14 protein-coding genes are annotated in these 16,698 nt (G+C 70.7%); 5 read left to right on the top strand and 9 right to left on the bottom strand.

The features are described 5' to 3' along the window. Positions 1-70: 70 nt before the first annotated feature. The 7 genes from AB0I54_RS29965 to AB0I54_RS29935 all read right to left on the bottom strand — a co-directional run bounded on the left by AB0I54_RS29965 (position 71) and on the right by AB0I54_RS29935 (position 6,954). Complete coding sequence (locus AB0I54_RS29965; protein ID WP_363299315.1) at positions 71-940, bottom strand: carbohydrate ABC transporter permease; 870 nt, start codon at positions 938-940, stop codon at positions 71-73. Then, positions 937-1,896, bottom strand: a complete 960-nt coding sequence (locus AB0I54_RS29960) for a sugar ABC transporter permease (RefSeq protein ID WP_363299314.1) — start codon at positions 1,894-1,896, stop codon at positions 937-939. Before AB0I54_RS29960 ends, AB0I54_RS29965 begins: the two co-directional genes overlap by 4 nt. Then, positions 1,890-3,230, bottom strand: a complete 1,341-nt coding sequence (locus AB0I54_RS29955) for an ABC transporter substrate-binding protein (protein WP_363299313.1) — start codon at positions 3,228-3,230, stop codon at positions 1,890-1,892. The genes AB0I54_RS29960 and AB0I54_RS29955 overlap by 7 nt, the downstream gene beginning before the upstream one ends. Continuing rightward, the gene (locus tag AB0I54_RS29950; protein WP_363299312.1) at positions 3,227-4,207 is read right to left on the bottom strand and encodes a GNAT family N-acetyltransferase; all 981 of its coding nucleotides are present in this window, start codon (positions 4,205-4,207) and stop codon (positions 3,227-3,229) included. The genes AB0I54_RS29955 and AB0I54_RS29950 overlap by 4 nt, the downstream gene beginning before the upstream one ends. A 123-nt stretch (positions 4,208-4,330) precedes the next feature. Beyond that, positions 4,331-5,527, bottom strand: a complete 1,197-nt coding sequence (locus AB0I54_RS29945; protein WP_363299311.1) for a DUF1343 domain-containing protein — start codon at positions 5,525-5,527, stop codon at positions 4,331-4,333. Between the two features lie 158 nt (positions 5,528-5,685). Beyond that, positions 5,686-6,357: a transcriptional repressor LexA gene (lexA, locus tag AB0I54_RS29940; protein WP_363299310.1), complete on the bottom strand. Its 672-nt coding sequence runs from the start codon at positions 6,355-6,357 to the stop codon at positions 5,686-5,688. Positions 6,358-6,471: 114 nt separating this feature from the next. Continuing rightward, positions 6,472-6,954 carry a MarR family winged helix-turn-helix transcriptional regulator gene (locus tag AB0I54_RS29935; protein ID WP_363299309.1) on the bottom strand — a complete coding sequence of 161 codons (483 nt, stop codon included), beginning with the start codon at positions 6,952-6,954 and terminating at the stop codon, positions 6,472-6,474. Between the two features lie 125 nt (positions 6,955-7,079). Between AB0I54_RS29935 and AB0I54_RS29930 the strand changes: the two genes are divergently transcribed. Together AB0I54_RS29930 and AB0I54_RS29925 are read left to right on the top strand one after the other, a co-directional pair. Then, positions 7,080-8,435 (top strand): aminotransferase class V-fold PLP-dependent enzyme, encoded by a 1,356-nt coding sequence (locus AB0I54_RS29930; RefSeq protein ID WP_363299308.1) that lies wholly within the window; start codon positions 7,080-7,082, stop codon positions 8,433-8,435. A 204-nt stretch (positions 8,436-8,639) separates the two neighbouring features. After that, complete coding sequence (locus AB0I54_RS29925; protein ID WP_363299307.1) at positions 8,640-9,215, top strand: YceI family protein; 576 nt, start codon at positions 8,640-8,642, stop codon at positions 9,213-9,215. Here AB0I54_RS29925 and AB0I54_RS29920 read toward each other — a convergent pair. Continuing rightward, positions 9,193-10,314: a hypothetical protein gene (locus AB0I54_RS29920; protein WP_363299306.1), complete on the bottom strand. Its 1,122-nt coding sequence runs from the start codon at positions 10,312-10,314 to the stop codon at positions 9,193-9,195. The two genes, AB0I54_RS29925 and AB0I54_RS29920, sit on opposite strands and share 23 nt — an antisense overlap. Before the next feature lie 272 nt (positions 10,315-10,586). Here AB0I54_RS29920 and AB0I54_RS29915 point away from each other — a divergent pair, with 272 nt between their 5' ends. The 3 genes from AB0I54_RS29915 to AB0I54_RS29905 all read left to right on the top strand — a co-directional run bounded on the left by AB0I54_RS29915 (position 10,587) and on the right by AB0I54_RS29905 (position 15,102). Continuing rightward, complete coding sequence (locus AB0I54_RS29915) at positions 10,587-12,041, top strand: hypothetical protein (protein WP_363299305.1); 1,455 nt, start codon at positions 10,587-10,589, stop codon at positions 12,039-12,041. Then, a complete protein-coding gene (locus tag AB0I54_RS29910; RefSeq protein ID WP_363299304.1) occupies positions 11,959-12,909 on the top strand; it encodes a LuxR C-terminal-related transcriptional regulator in 951 nt (316 codons plus the stop codon). Before AB0I54_RS29915 ends, AB0I54_RS29910 begins: the two co-directional genes overlap by 83 nt. A 282-nt stretch (positions 12,910-13,191) precedes the next feature. Beyond that, positions 13,192-15,102 carry a S8 family peptidase gene (locus AB0I54_RS29905; protein WP_363299303.1) on the top strand — a complete coding sequence of 637 codons (1,911 nt, stop codon included), beginning with the start codon at positions 13,192-13,194 and terminating at the stop codon, positions 15,100-15,102. Between the two features lie 87 nt (positions 15,103-15,189). Here AB0I54_RS29905 and AB0I54_RS29900 read toward each other — a convergent pair whose 3' ends face one another. Next, a complete protein-coding gene (locus AB0I54_RS29900; protein ID WP_363299302.1) occupies positions 15,190-16,623 on the bottom strand; it encodes an alpha/beta hydrolase in 1,434 nt (477 codons plus the stop codon). Positions 16,624-16,698: the final 75 nt, after the last annotated feature.

Here is a 16,698-nt window from a genome sequence, read left to right as displayed (position 1 = left end):
CCTCAGCAGGCCCGGAGCACACCGGCTATGGCGGAGGCCACAATTCCGAGCCGCCTTCCCGTACGAGGCCTCACTTGAGGCCGCTGAGCATGACGCCGCGGATGTAGTGCTTCTGCAGCAGCAGGAAGAGGATCAGGACCGGCAGGATGCTCAGCACGAGGCCGGCCATGACGATGGGCATGGTGCGGGTCGGGTCGACGTAGTCCTGCAGGAGCTGGATGCCGACCGGCAGGGTCATCACGTCCGGGTTGGCGGTGGAGACGAGCAGCGCCCAGATGTACTCGTTCCAGGCGTCGACGAAGGTCAGCAGCCCGAGCGTCACCACGACCGGCTTGGTCTGCGGCACCACGATGCGCCACCACACGGCGAACTCGCCTGCCCCGTCGATGCGCGCGGCCTCAAGGACCTCGTCGGGGATCGAGAGCATGAACTGGCGCGTCAGGAAGATCCCGAAGCCGTTGACGAGGAACGGCATGGCGAGCGCCGCGATGCTGACGGTCAGGCCCGCGCCACCGCGCCCGAACAGATCGTTGCCGCCCGCCAGCGGCCAGTGCACAAGGATGAGGAAGTGCGGGATGAAGAACAGGAACGGCGGGAACATCATCGTGGACAGTACGAGGCGGAAGATGAAGTTCCGTCCGGGGAAGCGGAGTTTGGCGAGCGCGTACCCGGCGAGCGACGACGTGAGCAGCACCGATCCGGTGATCACGGCGGTGGCGACGACGCTGTTGCGGAAGAGCACCGGCAGATCGAGCTGGTCCATCGCCGCCCGGTAGTTGGACAGGTCGAACGCACGGGGCAGGAACCGGTATGGCAGTGTGCCGGACTCGCCGGGCCCCTTGAAGGACGTCATCACCATGTCGAGGAACGGCACCACCGTCAGCACGGCGCCGGTCACGACCACCAGGTACGAGAAGAGCGGGAAACGGCGGCGGTTCATGCGTCCTCCCCCTTGCGCCGGAAGATCCACAACTGCGCCAGCGTGACCGCGAGGACCACGACGAACAGCACGAAGGCGGCCGCGCTCGCGATGCCCCAGTTGCCGTACGAAAAGGCCTGTCGGTACATCTCCAGCGCGGCGACGTTGGTCGCGTCACCCGGCCCGCCCTTGGTCATCACGATGATCAGCGCGAACGACTGCAGGCCGGTGAGGAACTGGGTGACGCACACGAACAGCAGGGACGGCCTCAGCAGCGGCAGCGTGATCTTCCAGAAGACGGTGACGGGCCCGGCGCCGTCGAGTGCGGCGGCCTCGTAGTACGACTCGGGAATGGACTTCAGCCCGGCGGTCAGGACGAGGATCGCCGAGCCGACCGACGCCCAGGCCTGTACGACCACGACCGAGGGCAGCGCGGTGTCCGGGTCCTGCAGGAACGCCACCGAGCCGAGACCGAGCGCGTTGAGGACGCCGTTGACGAGCCCGCCCGGCTCGTACATGTACTTCCACACGTTGCCGACGGCGACGACGGTCGTGACGATCGGCAGGAAGTACAGGGTGCGCCACAGCCCCTGGAACCGCAGGTTGTCGATGCAGGTGGCGACGAGCACGGAGCCGGCGAGCGCGAGGGCCACGGTGCCCAGGGCGAACAGCAGCGTGTTGGTGAGGATCGGTGCCAGGAACGTCGATCCGTCCGCGAAGAGGTCGGTGAAGTTGTCCAGGCCGACCGGATCGATGTCACCGAGGTCGAACCCGGCCCAGCGGGACATCGACAGCAGCACTGCGAAGCCGAGCGGCAGGATCAGGAAGACCGCGAAGAACAGCAACGTCGGCGCCAGGAAGACATAGGCGACGACGACCTGGCGGCGGCGGGTACGGCTGCGGTCGTCGACGGCGAGCCCGGCGGAGCTCGGGCTGTGCGCCCGCTCGGTCGTCGTGGGCGTCAGGGTGTTCACCATGCGCGCGACACCTCCTGATCGACCTGACGGCGGGTGGTGCGCAGTGCCTCGTCGACCGACTGCTGACCGGTCCACAACGCCTCGATGTTCTTGCGCAACAGCGACTTGGCCTGCTGAGCGCCCGGCACGTTGGGCTCCGGTACCGCGTAGGCCAGCGCGTCCAGGAACGGGCGCAGGTTCGGATCGCCCCCCTCGCCCAGGAGAGTTCGCATGTCGTCGGCGCGGCCGGTCAGCGAGCCGACCGACACCTGCAGGGAACTCATGCGGGTCGCCGTCGTCACCTTCTTGGCGCTCTTCACGCCCACCTTCGCGGTGTTGAGCCAGCGCAGGAAATCCCAGGCCGCGCACGGGTGTTCGCTGGCCGCGTTGACCCCCAGCATGAAGCCGGTGGAGAGGGTGGCGCGTCGGTCGCCCGTCTCGGGGACGGGCAGCGGCGCGACGCCGACATCGCGATAGTCCTTGCCCATCAGGGGCTTCAGGCTCCCGGTCCACCAGCCGGCGCTGACCACCATGGCCACCTGCCCGGACGGAAACGCCTTGTAGACGTTGACGCCGGGGGCGCTCGCACCTTTGGTGACCAGGCGGTGCTCCAGATCGAATACGGCACGTCCGGCCGGCGAGTCGATGGCGGTGCTCCTGCCGTCCGCGGAGACGAACGTTCCGCCGGCGGCGTTGAGGAGGGCGAGCGTCTGGCCGACGGTGGTGGAGTCGTCGTACGTCGACAGCCCGAAGCCCTGGACCAGCGTGTTGCCGTACCGGTCCCGTCTGCTGGTGCGGTAGGCCGCCTCCTCCAACTCCCGCCAGGTGCGCGGAGGGCCGTCGATGCCTGCCTCGCGCAGCAGCCGTTTGTTGTAGTAGAGGGCGTACGTCTGCATCTCGGTGGGGTAGCCGTAGAGTCTGCCCCCCACCGATGAGGAGCGGACCGCGGCCTCGCCGTAGCCGCGTCTGATCTCCTCGGCGTGCTCGGGGGGAGCGGGCCGCAGCACGCCGGCCCGGACCAGCTGGCCGGCCCACAGGCAGTACGGGTGGAGGATGTCGGCGCCTTGGCCGGCTGCCTGCCTGACCATGAACGTGGTCAGCAGATCCGTGAACTCGACGGCCTTCGTCTGCACCTTGATCCGGTCGTGCGTGGCGTTCCACTCGTCGACCGGGCCCTGCAGGGCCGCCTTGAGCTCCCCGCTCGCGTAGTGGGAGAGCAGGGTGAGGACGATCGGATCCCCGGGCCGTCCGGTGCCCTTGTACGGCGCGGTACATCCGGAGGCGAGCAGCGCCGAGGGGAGCGCGAGCGCGAAGTGACGGCGGCTCAGGCCGTGGGTGCGCCGTGCCCGTGTCATGGGGTGGCCTCCCGCCGCATGACGCGGAACAGCCGGGTCGTGGTGAACCCGGCCTTGCGGTACAGATGGCCCGCCGGGGACCGCTCGCCGGTCCAGAGGAACCACGCGGAGTGTGCGCCGCGCGCCCGCATTCGCTCCAGGACCAGATGGAGCAGGACTTTGCCGAGCCCGGTGCCGCGCATCTCCTCCAGCACACCGAACGGACCGAACCGCTCGACCGCCGACTCGTACGCACCGTGCATCGCCCAGCCGACGAGGCGGCCGGAGGGCTCCCGGACGATGACGATCCGGTCGAGCGGGGTGCCCGCGGCCAGACACTCCCGGATGGCGCGGGCCCAGTCCGGGTTGAAGTGGTTCCCGGCGAGGGCGACGAGTTCCACCAGGTCGTCGTCGGTCGGGGTGGCGAACCGGTGGCCCTGCGCCGTCAGTTCGTCCCGGCGGCTTGCGACATCGTCCGGCAGGCGATGGCCCACGAGGCCGCGGTCCATCGCCGCCGCCTCGTACAGGGTGCGAAAGCCCAGCGAGTCCAGGAGCCCCGCCGCCTGCGGGTACGCCTCGGCGTCCAGGCCGGGGAGGATGTAGTTCGGGGTGTACGAGGAGAAGTCCACCCGGGTGCGGCCGTGGCTGTGCAGCCAGTCCAGGGCGTCGGTCAGCAGCCGCCGCCCGAGGCCGCGCCCGCGGGCGACCGGGTCGACGAAGAAGAACGGGATCCAGCCCTGCTCCGGCTCAAGGTCGGTGCCGGTCATCGGCGTCAGCCGGCGCACCGCGTAGGCGGCGCCGACGACACGGTCGCCGTCGACGGCGACCCGAAGCCCCTCGGGGTCGAAGTTGGCGTCGAGCAGCACCAGGGAGCGGAAGCGGTCCGGGGTGATGGGGTCGGCCGGCGCACTACGACACCACGCCTCCACCAACTGCGGGCCGTCCCCCGCGCGAAAGCCGCGCATCGCGGCGGAGGATGTCGTCGTGGGGTCGTTCATCGGCGGAGTTGTCCTTCCATGGGTCCGCGATGGCGAGTCGGGGGACTCGGCTGCCATCGCGCGCCCGTGCGGAATCTCGCGTCGGTGCCGGGTCGCCAGGTCGCGGCGGTGGGGCGGGAGGTCTCAGGTGTAGAGCAGCACGTCGTCGCCGACCCACCGGCCGGGCGGCGCCGGCGGATCGCACAGCGGCAGCGGATCGTCGCCCGCGTCGACAGCGCGCCGCAGTCCATCGGACCCCCACAGCAGGTCGATGAAGTGACGATGGCCGGTCCCCTCCGTGCCGCCGTCCGTGGTGCGCCAGGCGAAGTCGTCCGGGTACAGCCGCCGCAGCGTGGCGAGCATCGCGACGGCCGTGCGCACGGGAGCGAACGCCTTGCGATCGGTGATGTGGAGCTGGACCCCGCGCAGCGGCAATCCGGCGTGTTTGTGGAAGGTCGGTACGTACCGCAGATCACGGAAGTGCACTCCGGGCAGGGCGAGTTCGGCGAGCGAGGGCGCGAACCGGGCGTCGATGTACGGTGCTCCCACGATCTCGAAGGGCTGTGTGGTGCCACGGCCCTCCGAGACATTCGTCCCCTCGAACAGGCAGGTGCCGGGGTAGACGGTGGCGGTGGCGGGCGTCGGGATGTTCGGCGAGGGCGCGACCCACGGCAGGCCGGTGGCCTCCGCGCCCATGGCACGCCGCCAGCCGTCGACCTCGATCACCGTCAGGTCAGTGGCGCTGCCCGCCATGTGGGGCACGGCCGAGGCGTTGAGGTGCCGGGCGAGTTCACCGCAGGTGAGGCCGTGCCGGACGGGTATCGGAACGCGCCCGACGAAGCTGGCCCACGCCGGGTCGAGCAGCGGGCCCTCGCTCAGGAGTCCGCCCAGGGGGTTCGGCCGGTCGGCGACCACGAAGCGTACGCCGGTACGGGCCGCCGAGAGCATCAGGTCGAACATGGTCCACACGTAGGTGTAGAACCTGGCCCCGATGTCCTGAAGGTCGTACACCAGGGCGTCGACGCCGCTGGCGAGCAGCAGTTCGTCGAGGCGCTCGCCACTGCACCGGTATGTGTCGTGGACCGGGAGCGCGGTCGCGGGATCCACCTGGGCGGCCTCGCTCTCGCCGGCCTGGCCGGTCCCGTACAGCCCGTGCTCGGGACCGAACAGGGCGACCAGCCGTGCGCCGGCCTCCAGCAGCGCGGGCGCGGCCGGGCGCAGGTCGGGGAGGACGCCGCTGTGGTTGGTCACCAGTCCGAGCCGGCCGGGCCCGGCAAGTCCGGGGCACGCGGCCAGTCGTGCGATCCCGGTCGTCACCGCGACGCGGTCGTCCGTGCTCATCCTGTGGCTCCGTCTGCCGGTGACATCTCGAAGCAGTTGTCCGAAATTTACTGGTATGTCATGCAATTGGCAATGATCTACCAGTAACCCACACGGACGGTGGCACAGGTCGGGCCGGACGCCTCACACACCCGTTGCGCATGCCGGACGCCGCCTGATCACAGGCGCCGCAGGACGCCCACCACCTTGCCCAGGATCTGCGCCTGCTCACCGGGAATCGGCTCGTACGCGGGATTGCGGGGCATGAGCCACACGCGCCCCTCCTGCCGGCGCAGCACCTTGACCGTGGCCTCGTCCTCCAGCAGCGCGGCGACGATGTCCCCGTGGTCGGCACTGTCCTGCCGCCGGACGGCCACGATGTCTCCGTCGCAGATCGCCGCGTCGATCATGCTGTCGCCGGAGACGGTCAGGGCGAACAGGTCACCCTCCCCCACGATCTGGCGGGGCAGGGAGTAGACGTCCTCGATCATCTCCTCGGCGAGCAGGGGCGCACCGGCGGCGATCCGGCCCACGAGCGGCACGTCGACCGGCGCGGCGCTCCTGCCGCCAAGGTCGGGCGCCCAGGAGGGCCGTACCTGGTAGGCGCGGGGACGGTGCGGGTCGCGGTAGAGGACGCCTTTGCGTTCGAGGACGGCCAGCTGGTAGGCCACCGAGGACGTACTGGCGAGATTCACGGCCTGGCCGATCTCCCGCATCGACGGAGGGTAGCCCTGCCGGTCGACCGTCTCCGTGATGTAACGGACGATGGCCGACTGACGGTCGGTCAGCTCTCCCTCGGCGGCCCGGGTCCCCGGGGGACGGCCTCGGCGAGCGGGCGCGGCATTCTCCATCCGGGCACCTCCGTACAAGATCGTTCGGGTTGACCATAACCCGACATCCACCAAAAATGGAACACCTTGTCGAATACCTGGAGCCCGGGGAGCCTCATACCCAGCCAGACCGGATCATTTCCCCTGCACGGCCCTGTTGATCTCGGTCAGGGCTCGAACCAGGGAACCGTAGTCGTCGCCTGCCACCGGGGTCACGAAGCACTCCTCGACCACCTCCGCATGGACGGCGGCCGCCTTGAGGAAGACGGCACATCCCTGCTCGGTGGACTCCACGACGGTGACGCGCCGGTCCGTCGGGGAGGGGCGGCGGCGGACGAGGCCGGCCTCCTCCATGCGGTCGATCAGCCGTGTGGTGCCACTGCTGGTGAGGACCAGATCATCGCCGAGAGTGCGCTGTGACACCTCCTCGCCGGGCGTGCGGTAGAGCCTGATCAAGAGTTCGAACATGGTGTGGTGGATGCCGCACCGCTCCCGCAGGGTGGCGTCGATCCGCTGTTCGAGGCGGCCCGCGGCCTTGAAGAGCAGGCCGAAGTCGCGCACCAGATCACTGCCCGCCGCCCGCGCAGCCCGCCGCTCCACGTCGTCACCATTGCCCACCAGAGATTTTCCTTCGGACTCAAACGAATTCATTGACTACTCACTCGCTGACTGCTCAACTAAATCTACCGGGCCGGACGCCATCTGTCAGGGGCGTCGCGTCATGAGCGAAAGGGAGAGCAGGCATGGACCTCAACCGATGGCTGGGCGAAGCCACCCAGGCGGTCCAGGACTGGTCCGCGGGCTTCGGTCCCTACGAGCCGCACCCCGCGCTGGAGGTCACCGACGAGGCATTCGCCCCCGTGTTCGCCGACTTCACGGACCGGCTGCGGGACAACTATCCGTTCTTCCACCCCCGGTACGCGGGCCAGATGCTCAAGCCGCCGCATCCGGCCGCCGTGGTCGGCTACCTCACCGCCATGCTGATCAATCCGAACAACCACGCCCTGGACGGCGGCCCGGCCACCGCGCGGATGGAGCGGGAGGCCGTGGCACAGCTGGCGGCCATGTTCGGGTTCGACCAACACCTGGGCCATCTCACCACCAGCGGCACCATCGCCAACCTGGAAGCCCTCTTCGTCGCCCGGGAGAGTCACCCCGGCAAGGGAGTCGCCTACAGCGCCGAGGCCCACTACACGCACGGGCGCATGTGCGGCGTGCTCGGCATGGAAGGACACCCGGTTCCCGCTGACGACGCGGGCCGCATCGATCTCCTCGCGCTGGAGGAGGTACTGAGCACCGGGCGGGTCGGCACGGTCGTACTCACCGTCGGGACCACCGGACTCGGTGCGATCGACCCCGTGCAGCGGGCACTGCCACTGTGCCGACGCTACGGAGCCCGGGTCCATGTCGACGCCGCGTACGGGGGCTTCTTCACCCTGCTGGCCGGGGCCGACGGGCCCGAGGGGCTCGCGCCGGAGCCCTGGCGCGCCATCGCGGACTGCGACTCCGTGGTGATCGACCCGCACAAGCACGGGCTCCAGCCCTACGGCTGCGGCGCGGTCGTCTTCCGCGACCCCGAAGTGGGGCGCTTCTACCTGCACGACTCCCCGTACACGTACTTCACCTCCACCGAGCTGCACCTCGGCGAGATCAGCCTGGAATGCTCCCGGGCCGGCGCGGCGGCCGCCGCGCTCTGGCTCACCTTCCAACTGCTGCCGCCCACCGCGCAGGGGCTGGGACGTGTGCTGGCCGCGGGCCGCAGAGCGGCTCTGCGTTGGGCAGAACTCATCGACGCGTCCGATCTCCTGACTCTGTATCAACAGCCCGAACTCGACATCGTCAGCTACTTCCCCGCCGTCGAACCGGCCGCCCTCTCCGCCATCGACCATGCCTCGGCCCGCGTCCTCAACGACGGCATGACCGCCCACGACGCCGTCTTCGTCAGCACGCTCCGAGCCTCCGCCGACGCCTTCGCCCGCCGCCATCCCAAGATCGACCGCGACACCGATGGCGCCCGCATCCTGCGCAGCGTGCTCATGAAGCCCGAGAGCGAACACAACGTCGAGCAACTGCACGCCGCAGTGGAACGCCTGATATGACACCGCCCCCGCGTCCCCCGCACGAGCTGGAGCGGAGTTGCGCTGCAGACGGGGGTTTCTTAGGTGTAGGTGGTCCCGGGTGTGCTTATTGCCGCGTACCACGGCATCGGCCAGAGTGATCGGGCCCCGAGGCATCGATCCGCACATGTGGCGCTGCCGGTCTGTCGCCGCGACCCGCTCCGCCGCCCGTCGACCCACGCACCGATGGAGAAGATCACCATGCTCGGCACCCCCGTCGACATCGACCGGCTCACCGGCATCTGGCGGATCGACCCCGCCCACTCCGAGGTCGGTTTCACCGTGCGCCATCTCATGGTCCGCGTGCGAGGTGGCTTCACTCGTTTCTCCGGCACCATCACCGTTGCTCAGAACCCCGCGCGGTCCGGCGTACGGGCGGAGATCGACACCACATCGGTCGACACCCGCCACGCCGGACGGGACACGCGTCTGCGGTCCGGTGACTACCTCGACAGCGACCACCACCCGACGGCGTCCTTCCAGTCCTGCCGGGTCGGCAGGAAGGACGGCCGGTACATCGTCGAGGGGCAGTTGACCATCCGGGGCGAGATGCGTCCGGTCACCTTCGACCTGTTCCTGCTGGGAGTGGACACGGACGCATCGGGCGGGACCCGAGCCGGATTCCGGGCGTACTCCCGGATCAGCCGGTCGCGGTTCGGGGTGACGGGCAATGTGCCCCTGCCGGGAGGACGCGCGCTGATCGGCGACACCGTCATGCTGGAACTGGAGATCCAGGCCGTCAAGGACCGTCCACGGACGTGACCCCGGCCGGCACGGGCGGTCGCTGCTGCCGCGGCTCCTCCTGGCAGGACGTCAGCAGGAGCATGCCCACTCCGACGCCGGCCAGAAAGCCTCCGATCGCGACGGTGGCACCGGAGGGGCGGGAAGGGAGCGGGCGTCCGACCCTTCTGTGGCGCCCCGGCGCCGGTTTCGACGTACTTGCCACGTCTGGAGTGGCAGTTGTGGTCAACCCGGCCCGAGGACCGTGCGACGGCTGCGTGGGGGCGTCCGCGCGGAGGCGTTCCACCAGCCGCGCCAGGAACGCCGGTTCGTTCAGCGGTACGGGGATCGCCGCCTTCGCCCGCAGATACCGCTCGCCGGTCCACCATCCCAACAGCCTTACCGGCAACTGTGCTTCGAGTTGACTGTCGAGCCGGGTCACGTCCTTGTAGACGCTCATGCAGGCGGGACAGACGCGCAGGTGGGCCGCGAGTTCCTGCTCCGGGGGAGCTTCGGGCCGCAGCGCGAGGCGTCTTATCGCCTCCCTGCAGTCCCGCAGTTCCAGCCGCTCCAGATACAAGTCCGTACGGGCCTGGCGCAGCGCGCTTCTGGCCTGGTCGCACGCATCCGGAACCGCATCGGGTACCAGCCCCGTGATGCGTGCCGTCAACGCGGGAGCGTCCCGGTCCACCACCGCATGCCACAGCAGGCGCTGGGCGCTCACCGGGAGACGCTCGAAGGCGAGGGCCAGTTGTCCGTCCTCGCCCCAGGGCCACCGGGATCCCGCCGCGACCCAGTCCCGGAAGTCCGGTGACAGGGTCTCGGGCTCCTGGTGCCAGCTCGTGATCGCTCTCGTACGGACGTTGCCCAGTAAGTGGGGGCGCAGACAGCCGGGGTGGCGGCGCTCGACGAGGGACTCGCCGGCGAGTATCTGTTGCAGCAGGCCGGCGAAGACATGCGCGGTCACCTCCTGCGCGTGGAGCGGACCCGCCATGCACTGGAAGGCGTACGCCTGCACGGCCGCGTAGTGGCGGCGGTAGAGCTGCCGGAAGGGTTCGACCTCTCCCTTGCGGATCGCGAGCATCAAGGCCGCGTCGGAGAGGGGCTGCTGTGGCGGCCGCAAGCCCAGGAGCAGGTGCATCGGGGAGCCATCCATTCAAGTCCGGTCGAATGAGCCCGCGCAGCCGCGATGCCGGGCCTCGGTGATGTGCTACGGGGTCGCTGCGACTGCCGTTGCGCCGGCAGGAGCGGAAGGGGTACGAGTCGGCCCGTACGTCGGCGCCTCGGCGAAGTACTGAGCCGCGGGCTGTTGTAGTAGTTGTAGGTGAGCACGACGGACGCGTTCGTGACCGCCCGGAGGAACTGGCGCGTCCCGGACTGGTGTTGGGCGCCCCGGTGGGCTACCCCGCCGAGATGAGACTCGTCCGGCTGCGGATCGGGCCGCTCGACGTGGCCGAGGTCCGCCGGATGGCGGTGGAGGCACTGGGCGAGGACCGGTGTTCGGCCCAGTTCGTGACCCGGCTCTACGAGCGCTCGGGCGGTATCGCGCAGGCGGCGGCCGATCTCGTTTCGGAGCTGAAGACTTCCGCCCCGCTTCCGGACGGGAAGCCCACGATGATCGGCCGGGGCCGGCTGACCGCCAGACATGTGGACGAGGCCGCGGTGCCGGTCCGGCTCACCGAGCTGGTGATCGGCCGTATGGCGTCGCTGGACGACCGGACCCGCCGCCTGGCATGGGCGGCGGCCGTACTCGACGAGGCGGCCACGGAGGACGAGTTGTCCTCGGTGGCGGCCCTTTCCGCGGACAGCGGCCGGGCGGCGCTGACGGCCGCGCTGTGCGAAGCGGTACTGCACGAACTCGGGCTCGGCCATTACGGGTTCCGTATGCCGATGGAGGCCGCGGCCGTGTACCAGCTGCTGGCCGGTCCGGTCCGGCGTGAGCTGCACGGCCGCGCCGCCGAGACCCTGGCGGCGCGGCGCCCGGTGCCGTGGGCGCGGCTGGCCCGCCACCAGTTCGCGTCCGGCCGCACGGCGGACTGGTTGCGGAGCGTGGAGAATGCCGCCCGGGAAGCGGCCGAGGCCAGGGACCACCAGCGGGTGATCGCGTTGCTGGAGGAGGCGCTGGCGCGTCCCGGAGTGGGGCAGTCGAACCGGGCCCGGCTGGCCCTGATGCTGGCGCGCAGCGCGTACAGCGGGCTGCGCTCCGACCAGACGGTCGAGGTGCTGCGCCGGCTGGTCGACGACCCCGCGCTGCCCAAGGCCGCACGCGGCGAGATCCGGCTCGACCTCGGGCTGCTCATCGGCAACCAGGTCGGGGACGGCGGCAAGGGCCGCGTCGAACTCATCAAATCCGTCGAGGAGTTGAGCGGCCAGCCGGTGCTCGCGGCGCGTGCCATGGCGGCGCTGGCGTTGCCGTACTGGCCCAGTGGTCCGCTGCTGGACAACCTCGCCTGGCTGGAGCGGGCCGAGGCGACCGCGGCCGAGAGCGGGGACGCGGCGGTCCGGGCGGCGGTCGCGGCGAACCGGGTGACAACGTTGCTCAGCGTGGGCGACGGGGACGGGTGGCGGCAGCTGGAGCAACTCCCCCGGGAAAGCGATGACCTGCGGATTCTCCAGCACTCCGCACGCGGTGTGTGCAACGCGGCCGACGCGGCGGTCTGGCTGGGCGAGTGCGCGCGAGCGCGCGAGCGCGCGAGCTGCTGGCGGAGGCCCCGAGCTGGTGACCCGCAGCGGGGACGTCTATCAGAACCTGATCTTCGAGGGTACGGCGCTGCGTCTGGACCTGATGACCGGACGGTGGGCGGACCTGGCCGTCCGGGCCCGGGCGCATGTGGCCGAGGCGGGCGAGATGCCGTACATCGCGGGTGACGCCATGCTGGTGCTCGGCGTGCTGACCCTGGCGAAGGGCGAATGGGGGCAGGCGGGCCCCTGGTTCTCCGCTGCCGTCGGCCCGTCCGAGGAAGAGGCAGCGGTACCTCTGCTGGCCGCGGCCTCGGGTGGTCGCGTCCGGCTCGCGCTGGCGCGCAAGGACCTGGGGGCCGCGGCCCGGGGGGCGGCCGACGCCTGGGACAGACTGCGCACCAAGGGCGTATGGGTGTGGGCGGCCGAACTGGCCCCATGGGCCGTGGAGGCGACAGCCCGCGCCGGTGAGTACGCAACGGCACGGGACATGGTGGACGAGTTCGCCGCGGGCATCGAGCACAGACAGGCGCCCGCCGCCGCGGCGGCGCTGACGTGGTGTCGGGGACTGCTGGCCACGATCGGCGGAGCGTTCCCGGAGGCGGCGGAGCGCTTCCGCAGCGCCCGTGCCCGCTATCAGGACCTCCCCCGGCCCTACGAGGCGGCTCTCGCGGCGGAGGCGGCGGGACGCTGCGACGCCCTGGCGGACAGCCCGCAGACCGCCGCGGGCATTCCGGAACTGACCGCTGCGGCCGACGAGTTGGAAGCTCTGGGCGCGACCTGGGACGTGGCCCGGGTACGGGCGGAGCTGCGGGCCCATCCCGACGCCGAGCGGCGCCCGCAGGGCCGCCCCCGATACGGCGACCGGCTGTCTCCGCGCGAGCAGGAGGTCGCACAGCTCGCCGGTGCCGGCCTGAGCAACCGTGAGATCGCGGCCACGCTGCACCTGTCCCCGCGCACGGTGGAGCAGCATGTCGCGCGTGCGCTGCGAAAGCTCGGCGCGGTCTCGCGACACGACCTGGCGCAGCCGGATTCGGACGCCAAGCGCGGACACTGAGTACGCGGACCCACGCGCCGGGCAGTTAATTGGGTACCCGTGATGCGCCGCCTCGGATAGGTAACCGCCCTGCGTCGACCCTAGGTTCGTGGTGGTCACCGCCCCGGTCGATCCAGGACCGGGTGCGGGACACACACCGCCCGGTGCCGTCACGGCCTTCCCCTGGCCGCCCGTGCGGCGGCCCTGACGCACCGGGCGGTCCGGCCCAGGGCCCGGGCCGAAACCCACCGTCACACCGCCCGGCTCCGGCATGCCCGGATCCGGTCGATCCGAAAGGCGCACATGAACCGCACACACCGAAAGACCCGGCGCGGCCGGGTACTTGCCGCCACGGCGCTGGTCACCGCGCTCGTCGGCGGCGCCGTGGCCACGGCCATGGCAGGGCAGGACGCCCCGAGTTCAGCGGCTCCCGCTTCCCCCGCCTTACTGAAGTCCGCCGCATCGGCCGAGCGGGCCGCCGGCCTCATCGTCGGCTACAAGACGAAGTCGATGGAGGCGCGTTCGACCGAGGCGGTACGCGACGCGGCCAGGGCCATGGCCGCCGAGTCCGGTCAGAAGCTGTCGTACAAGCGCCGTCTGGGCACCGGAGCGGTGCTGATGGACCTCGGCGGGGTACGGCCCGCCAAGGACGTCGCCGCGCTCATGAACCGGCTGCGGGCCGACCCGGACGTGGCCTACGTCGTTCCGGACCGCCGGGTGCCGGCCATCGCGTCCCAGGAGGTCACCGACGCTCCCGTCGCCGACGCCGCGGGCGACGACACCCGTACGGGCGACACGGACCTCACCGCCGAGCAGTGGAACCTGTCCGAGGCCACGGCGGGAATGGACGTTCCCGGCGCGTGGAAGACGTCCACCGGCAAAGGAGTGACCGTCGCCGTCCTGGACACCGGCATCACCCAGCACTCCGGCCTGGCGGCCAACACGGTCCCCGGGTACGACTTCATCAGCGACTCCTTCTCGGCGAACGACGGCGACGGCCGTGACGGTGACGCCGCCGACCCGGGTGACGCCACCGAGCCGGGCGACTGCGGAAGCCAGTCGGCGAACCCGTCCAGCTGGCACGGCACCCATGTGGCGGGCATCGTGGCCGCGGCCGACAACGGCAAGGGCACCGTGGGCGTCGCGCCCGGCGCGCAGGTGCAGCCGGTGCGTGTGCTGGGCCGCTGCAACACCCCGAACTCGGACATCATCGACGCCCTCACCTGGGCGTCCGGCGGAAATGTCGCGGGCGCACCCGACAACAAGACCCCTGCCCAGGTCGTCAACATGAGCCTGGGTCTCCAGGGACCGTGTGACGCGGCGATGCAGAGTGCCGTCGACGCGGCCGTCGCCCGTGGCACGACGATCGTCGTGGCGGCCGGGAACCGGGGCACGCGGCCCGCGCCTCAGGACGCGGGCAACTTCGACTGGGCCGGCTGCCGCAACGTCATCACCGTCGCCGCCACCGACCGCGACGGAAACCGGGCCGAGTACTCCAACTTCGGCAGTGTCGTGGACATCGCGGCACCGGGCGGCGACATGAGGCAGAAGGCCGCCGACGGCGTCCTCTCCACCTTCAACTCGGGCACCGACAAGCCCGGCGGCGAGAACTTCAGGTTCGAGGTGGGCACCAGTCAGGCCGCCCCGCACATCGCCGGCCTGGCCGCCCTGATGAAGGCCGCCAACCCCGCACTGACGCCCGCGGAGATCGAGACGGCCATCCAGGCCAACGCCCGGCCCCTGCCGGGCGCGTGCGAGGGCGGTTGCGGTGGCGGGCTCGCCGATGCCGCCAAGACCGTCGAGAGCGTCTCGAAGGACGCAGCCTCGCCCGCATCGCCTCCCGAGCCTCCCGAGCCTTCCGAGCCTTCCGAGCCTTCCGAGCCTTCCGAGCCTTCCTCGGCTCCCGCTTCGCCCTCGCCGTCGGCCGGTGACGGACGGGCGGCGGACGGCACGGATCTCGGCGCGTGCTTCGACGACGCCTGCGAGGTCGAGGTGACGGGCGGAGACACGATTCGGCTCGACGGCAAGGTGGGCGTCGACGAACTCAGCATCGACAGCGTCGCCGACAACACGCTGAACTTCACGGGTTCGTCCGGCAACGGCGCGCAGCAGTCCAGCAGCAGCCAGAGCGCCCCGGGCCGGTCGACCGTCGACAACCTCGTCGTCGACCTCATCGGCATCGATGGGGACCGGGCGATCATCCGCCTTTCCTGATTCGGCTACGGAGCAGCGTGGCACCGAAGGGGAGGTGCCACGCTGTCGTCCGTCACGTCATCGCGGAGTCGCGGATCGCGGAGTCGCTCACGGCGCCGGGGGCGCCGGGCAGGTGGCGTTGTCGGCCGGGAGTTTCCCGGTGAGCAGATAGCGGCTGCCGTGGCGGTCCATGCAGGTGTTGCCGCCGAACAGGTACTGCCCGTGGTTGCCGCCGCCCGCGACGACCAGGCGGGAGCCGGTCAGTGCCTGGTGCATGCGCCGCGCGCCCACGACCGGGGTCGCCGGATCGTCCTTCGCCTGGAGCAGCAGGACCGGCGGCACATGAGCCGAGCCGATCTTCACGGGCCGGGCCGTCGGGGCCTTCCAGAATGCGCAGGGCGCGCTGTACCAGGTGTTCAGCCAGGCGAACAGCGGCGCCTTACGGGCCGACGCGGCCGTGTCCCGGTGCCAGGTCGCCCAGTCGCGGGGCCAGGCGTCGTCCACGCAGTTGTAGGCGAGCTGGGCCGGATCCACGCCACCGAGGGCGAGCTGGTCGGTGGCGCCGAGCAGGCCGCTCGCATCCCCGCGCCGGTAGTCGGAGACGGCCTGGGCCACATCGCCCCAGGTCAGGTCCGTGTACATGGCGGACGCCAGCAGATCGTCGAGCTCGGCGCTGCCCGCCCGGTGCCCGGCCGGTTTGGTGTCCAGCTTCTTACGGGTGGCCTCCCACGCGGCGGCCACCTTGGCCTGCGTGGCACCCAGGTGGTAGGTCGCGTCCTTCTTCGCCGCCCAGGCGAAGAACTGGCCGGCCCGGTGCTGGAGCGCCGGGTTCTGCTCGTACTGCGAGGCGTAGGTGGTGACGGTCGGGTCGACGACGCTGTCCAGAATCATGCGACCGGTGTGCGAGGGGAACAGTGTCGCGTACGTGGCGCCGAGCTTCGTCCCGTACGAATAGCCGAGGTAGTCCATCTTGTCGCGGTGGACCGCGGTACGGATCCGGTCCATGTCGCGGGCCGCGTTCTCGGTGGTGATGTGGGGAAGCAGGGCCTTGGACTTCGCGTCGCACTGCTCGGCGATCTTGCGGGCCACGGTGCGCCGCGCCTGCTCCTGCCCGTCGTTCGCCGGCGTGTACGGCACCGCCGGGTGCTTGATCAGTCTGTTCGTGTTCCCGCAGGAGACCGGGGTGCTGGCACCGACGCCGCGCGGGTCGAAGCTGACGACGTTGTACTTCGCACTGACGTCCTGGGGCAGCGAGCTCCACACCAGCTTGGCCGTACCGATCCCCGATTCGCCCGGCCCGCCCGGGTTGACCACGAGAGTGCGCGGGGCGTTCACATCACCCACCATCGACAGGGTGAGCTTGATCTGCCGTCCGCCCGGATCGGCGTAGTCGAGGGGGACCTTGAGGGTGGCGCAGTACGTGCCGCGGGGAGCGTCCGAGCCCGCGGGACAGGTGGACCAGTGGAGGGCGGCGGGTCCGGTGGCCGTGGCAGCCGGTGTCGCGTCGGCCGCCTGCGGCCCGGCAAGGGTGACGAGCCCCAAGGCTGTGACGACCGCCGCACTGCGTCGTGTCAGAGGAGAGAGCGCACTGGACAAGTGCTCCTGCTTTCAGGTCAG

The sequence above is a fragment of the Streptomyces sp. NPDC050625 genome, from assembly GCF_040654755.1.
Classification (GTDB): domain Bacteria; phylum Actinomycetota; class Actinomycetes; order Streptomycetales; family Streptomycetaceae; genus Streptomyces.
Note: the sequence above shows the minus strand (reverse complement) of the source record. Positions and strands in the feature narration are given on the sequence as shown.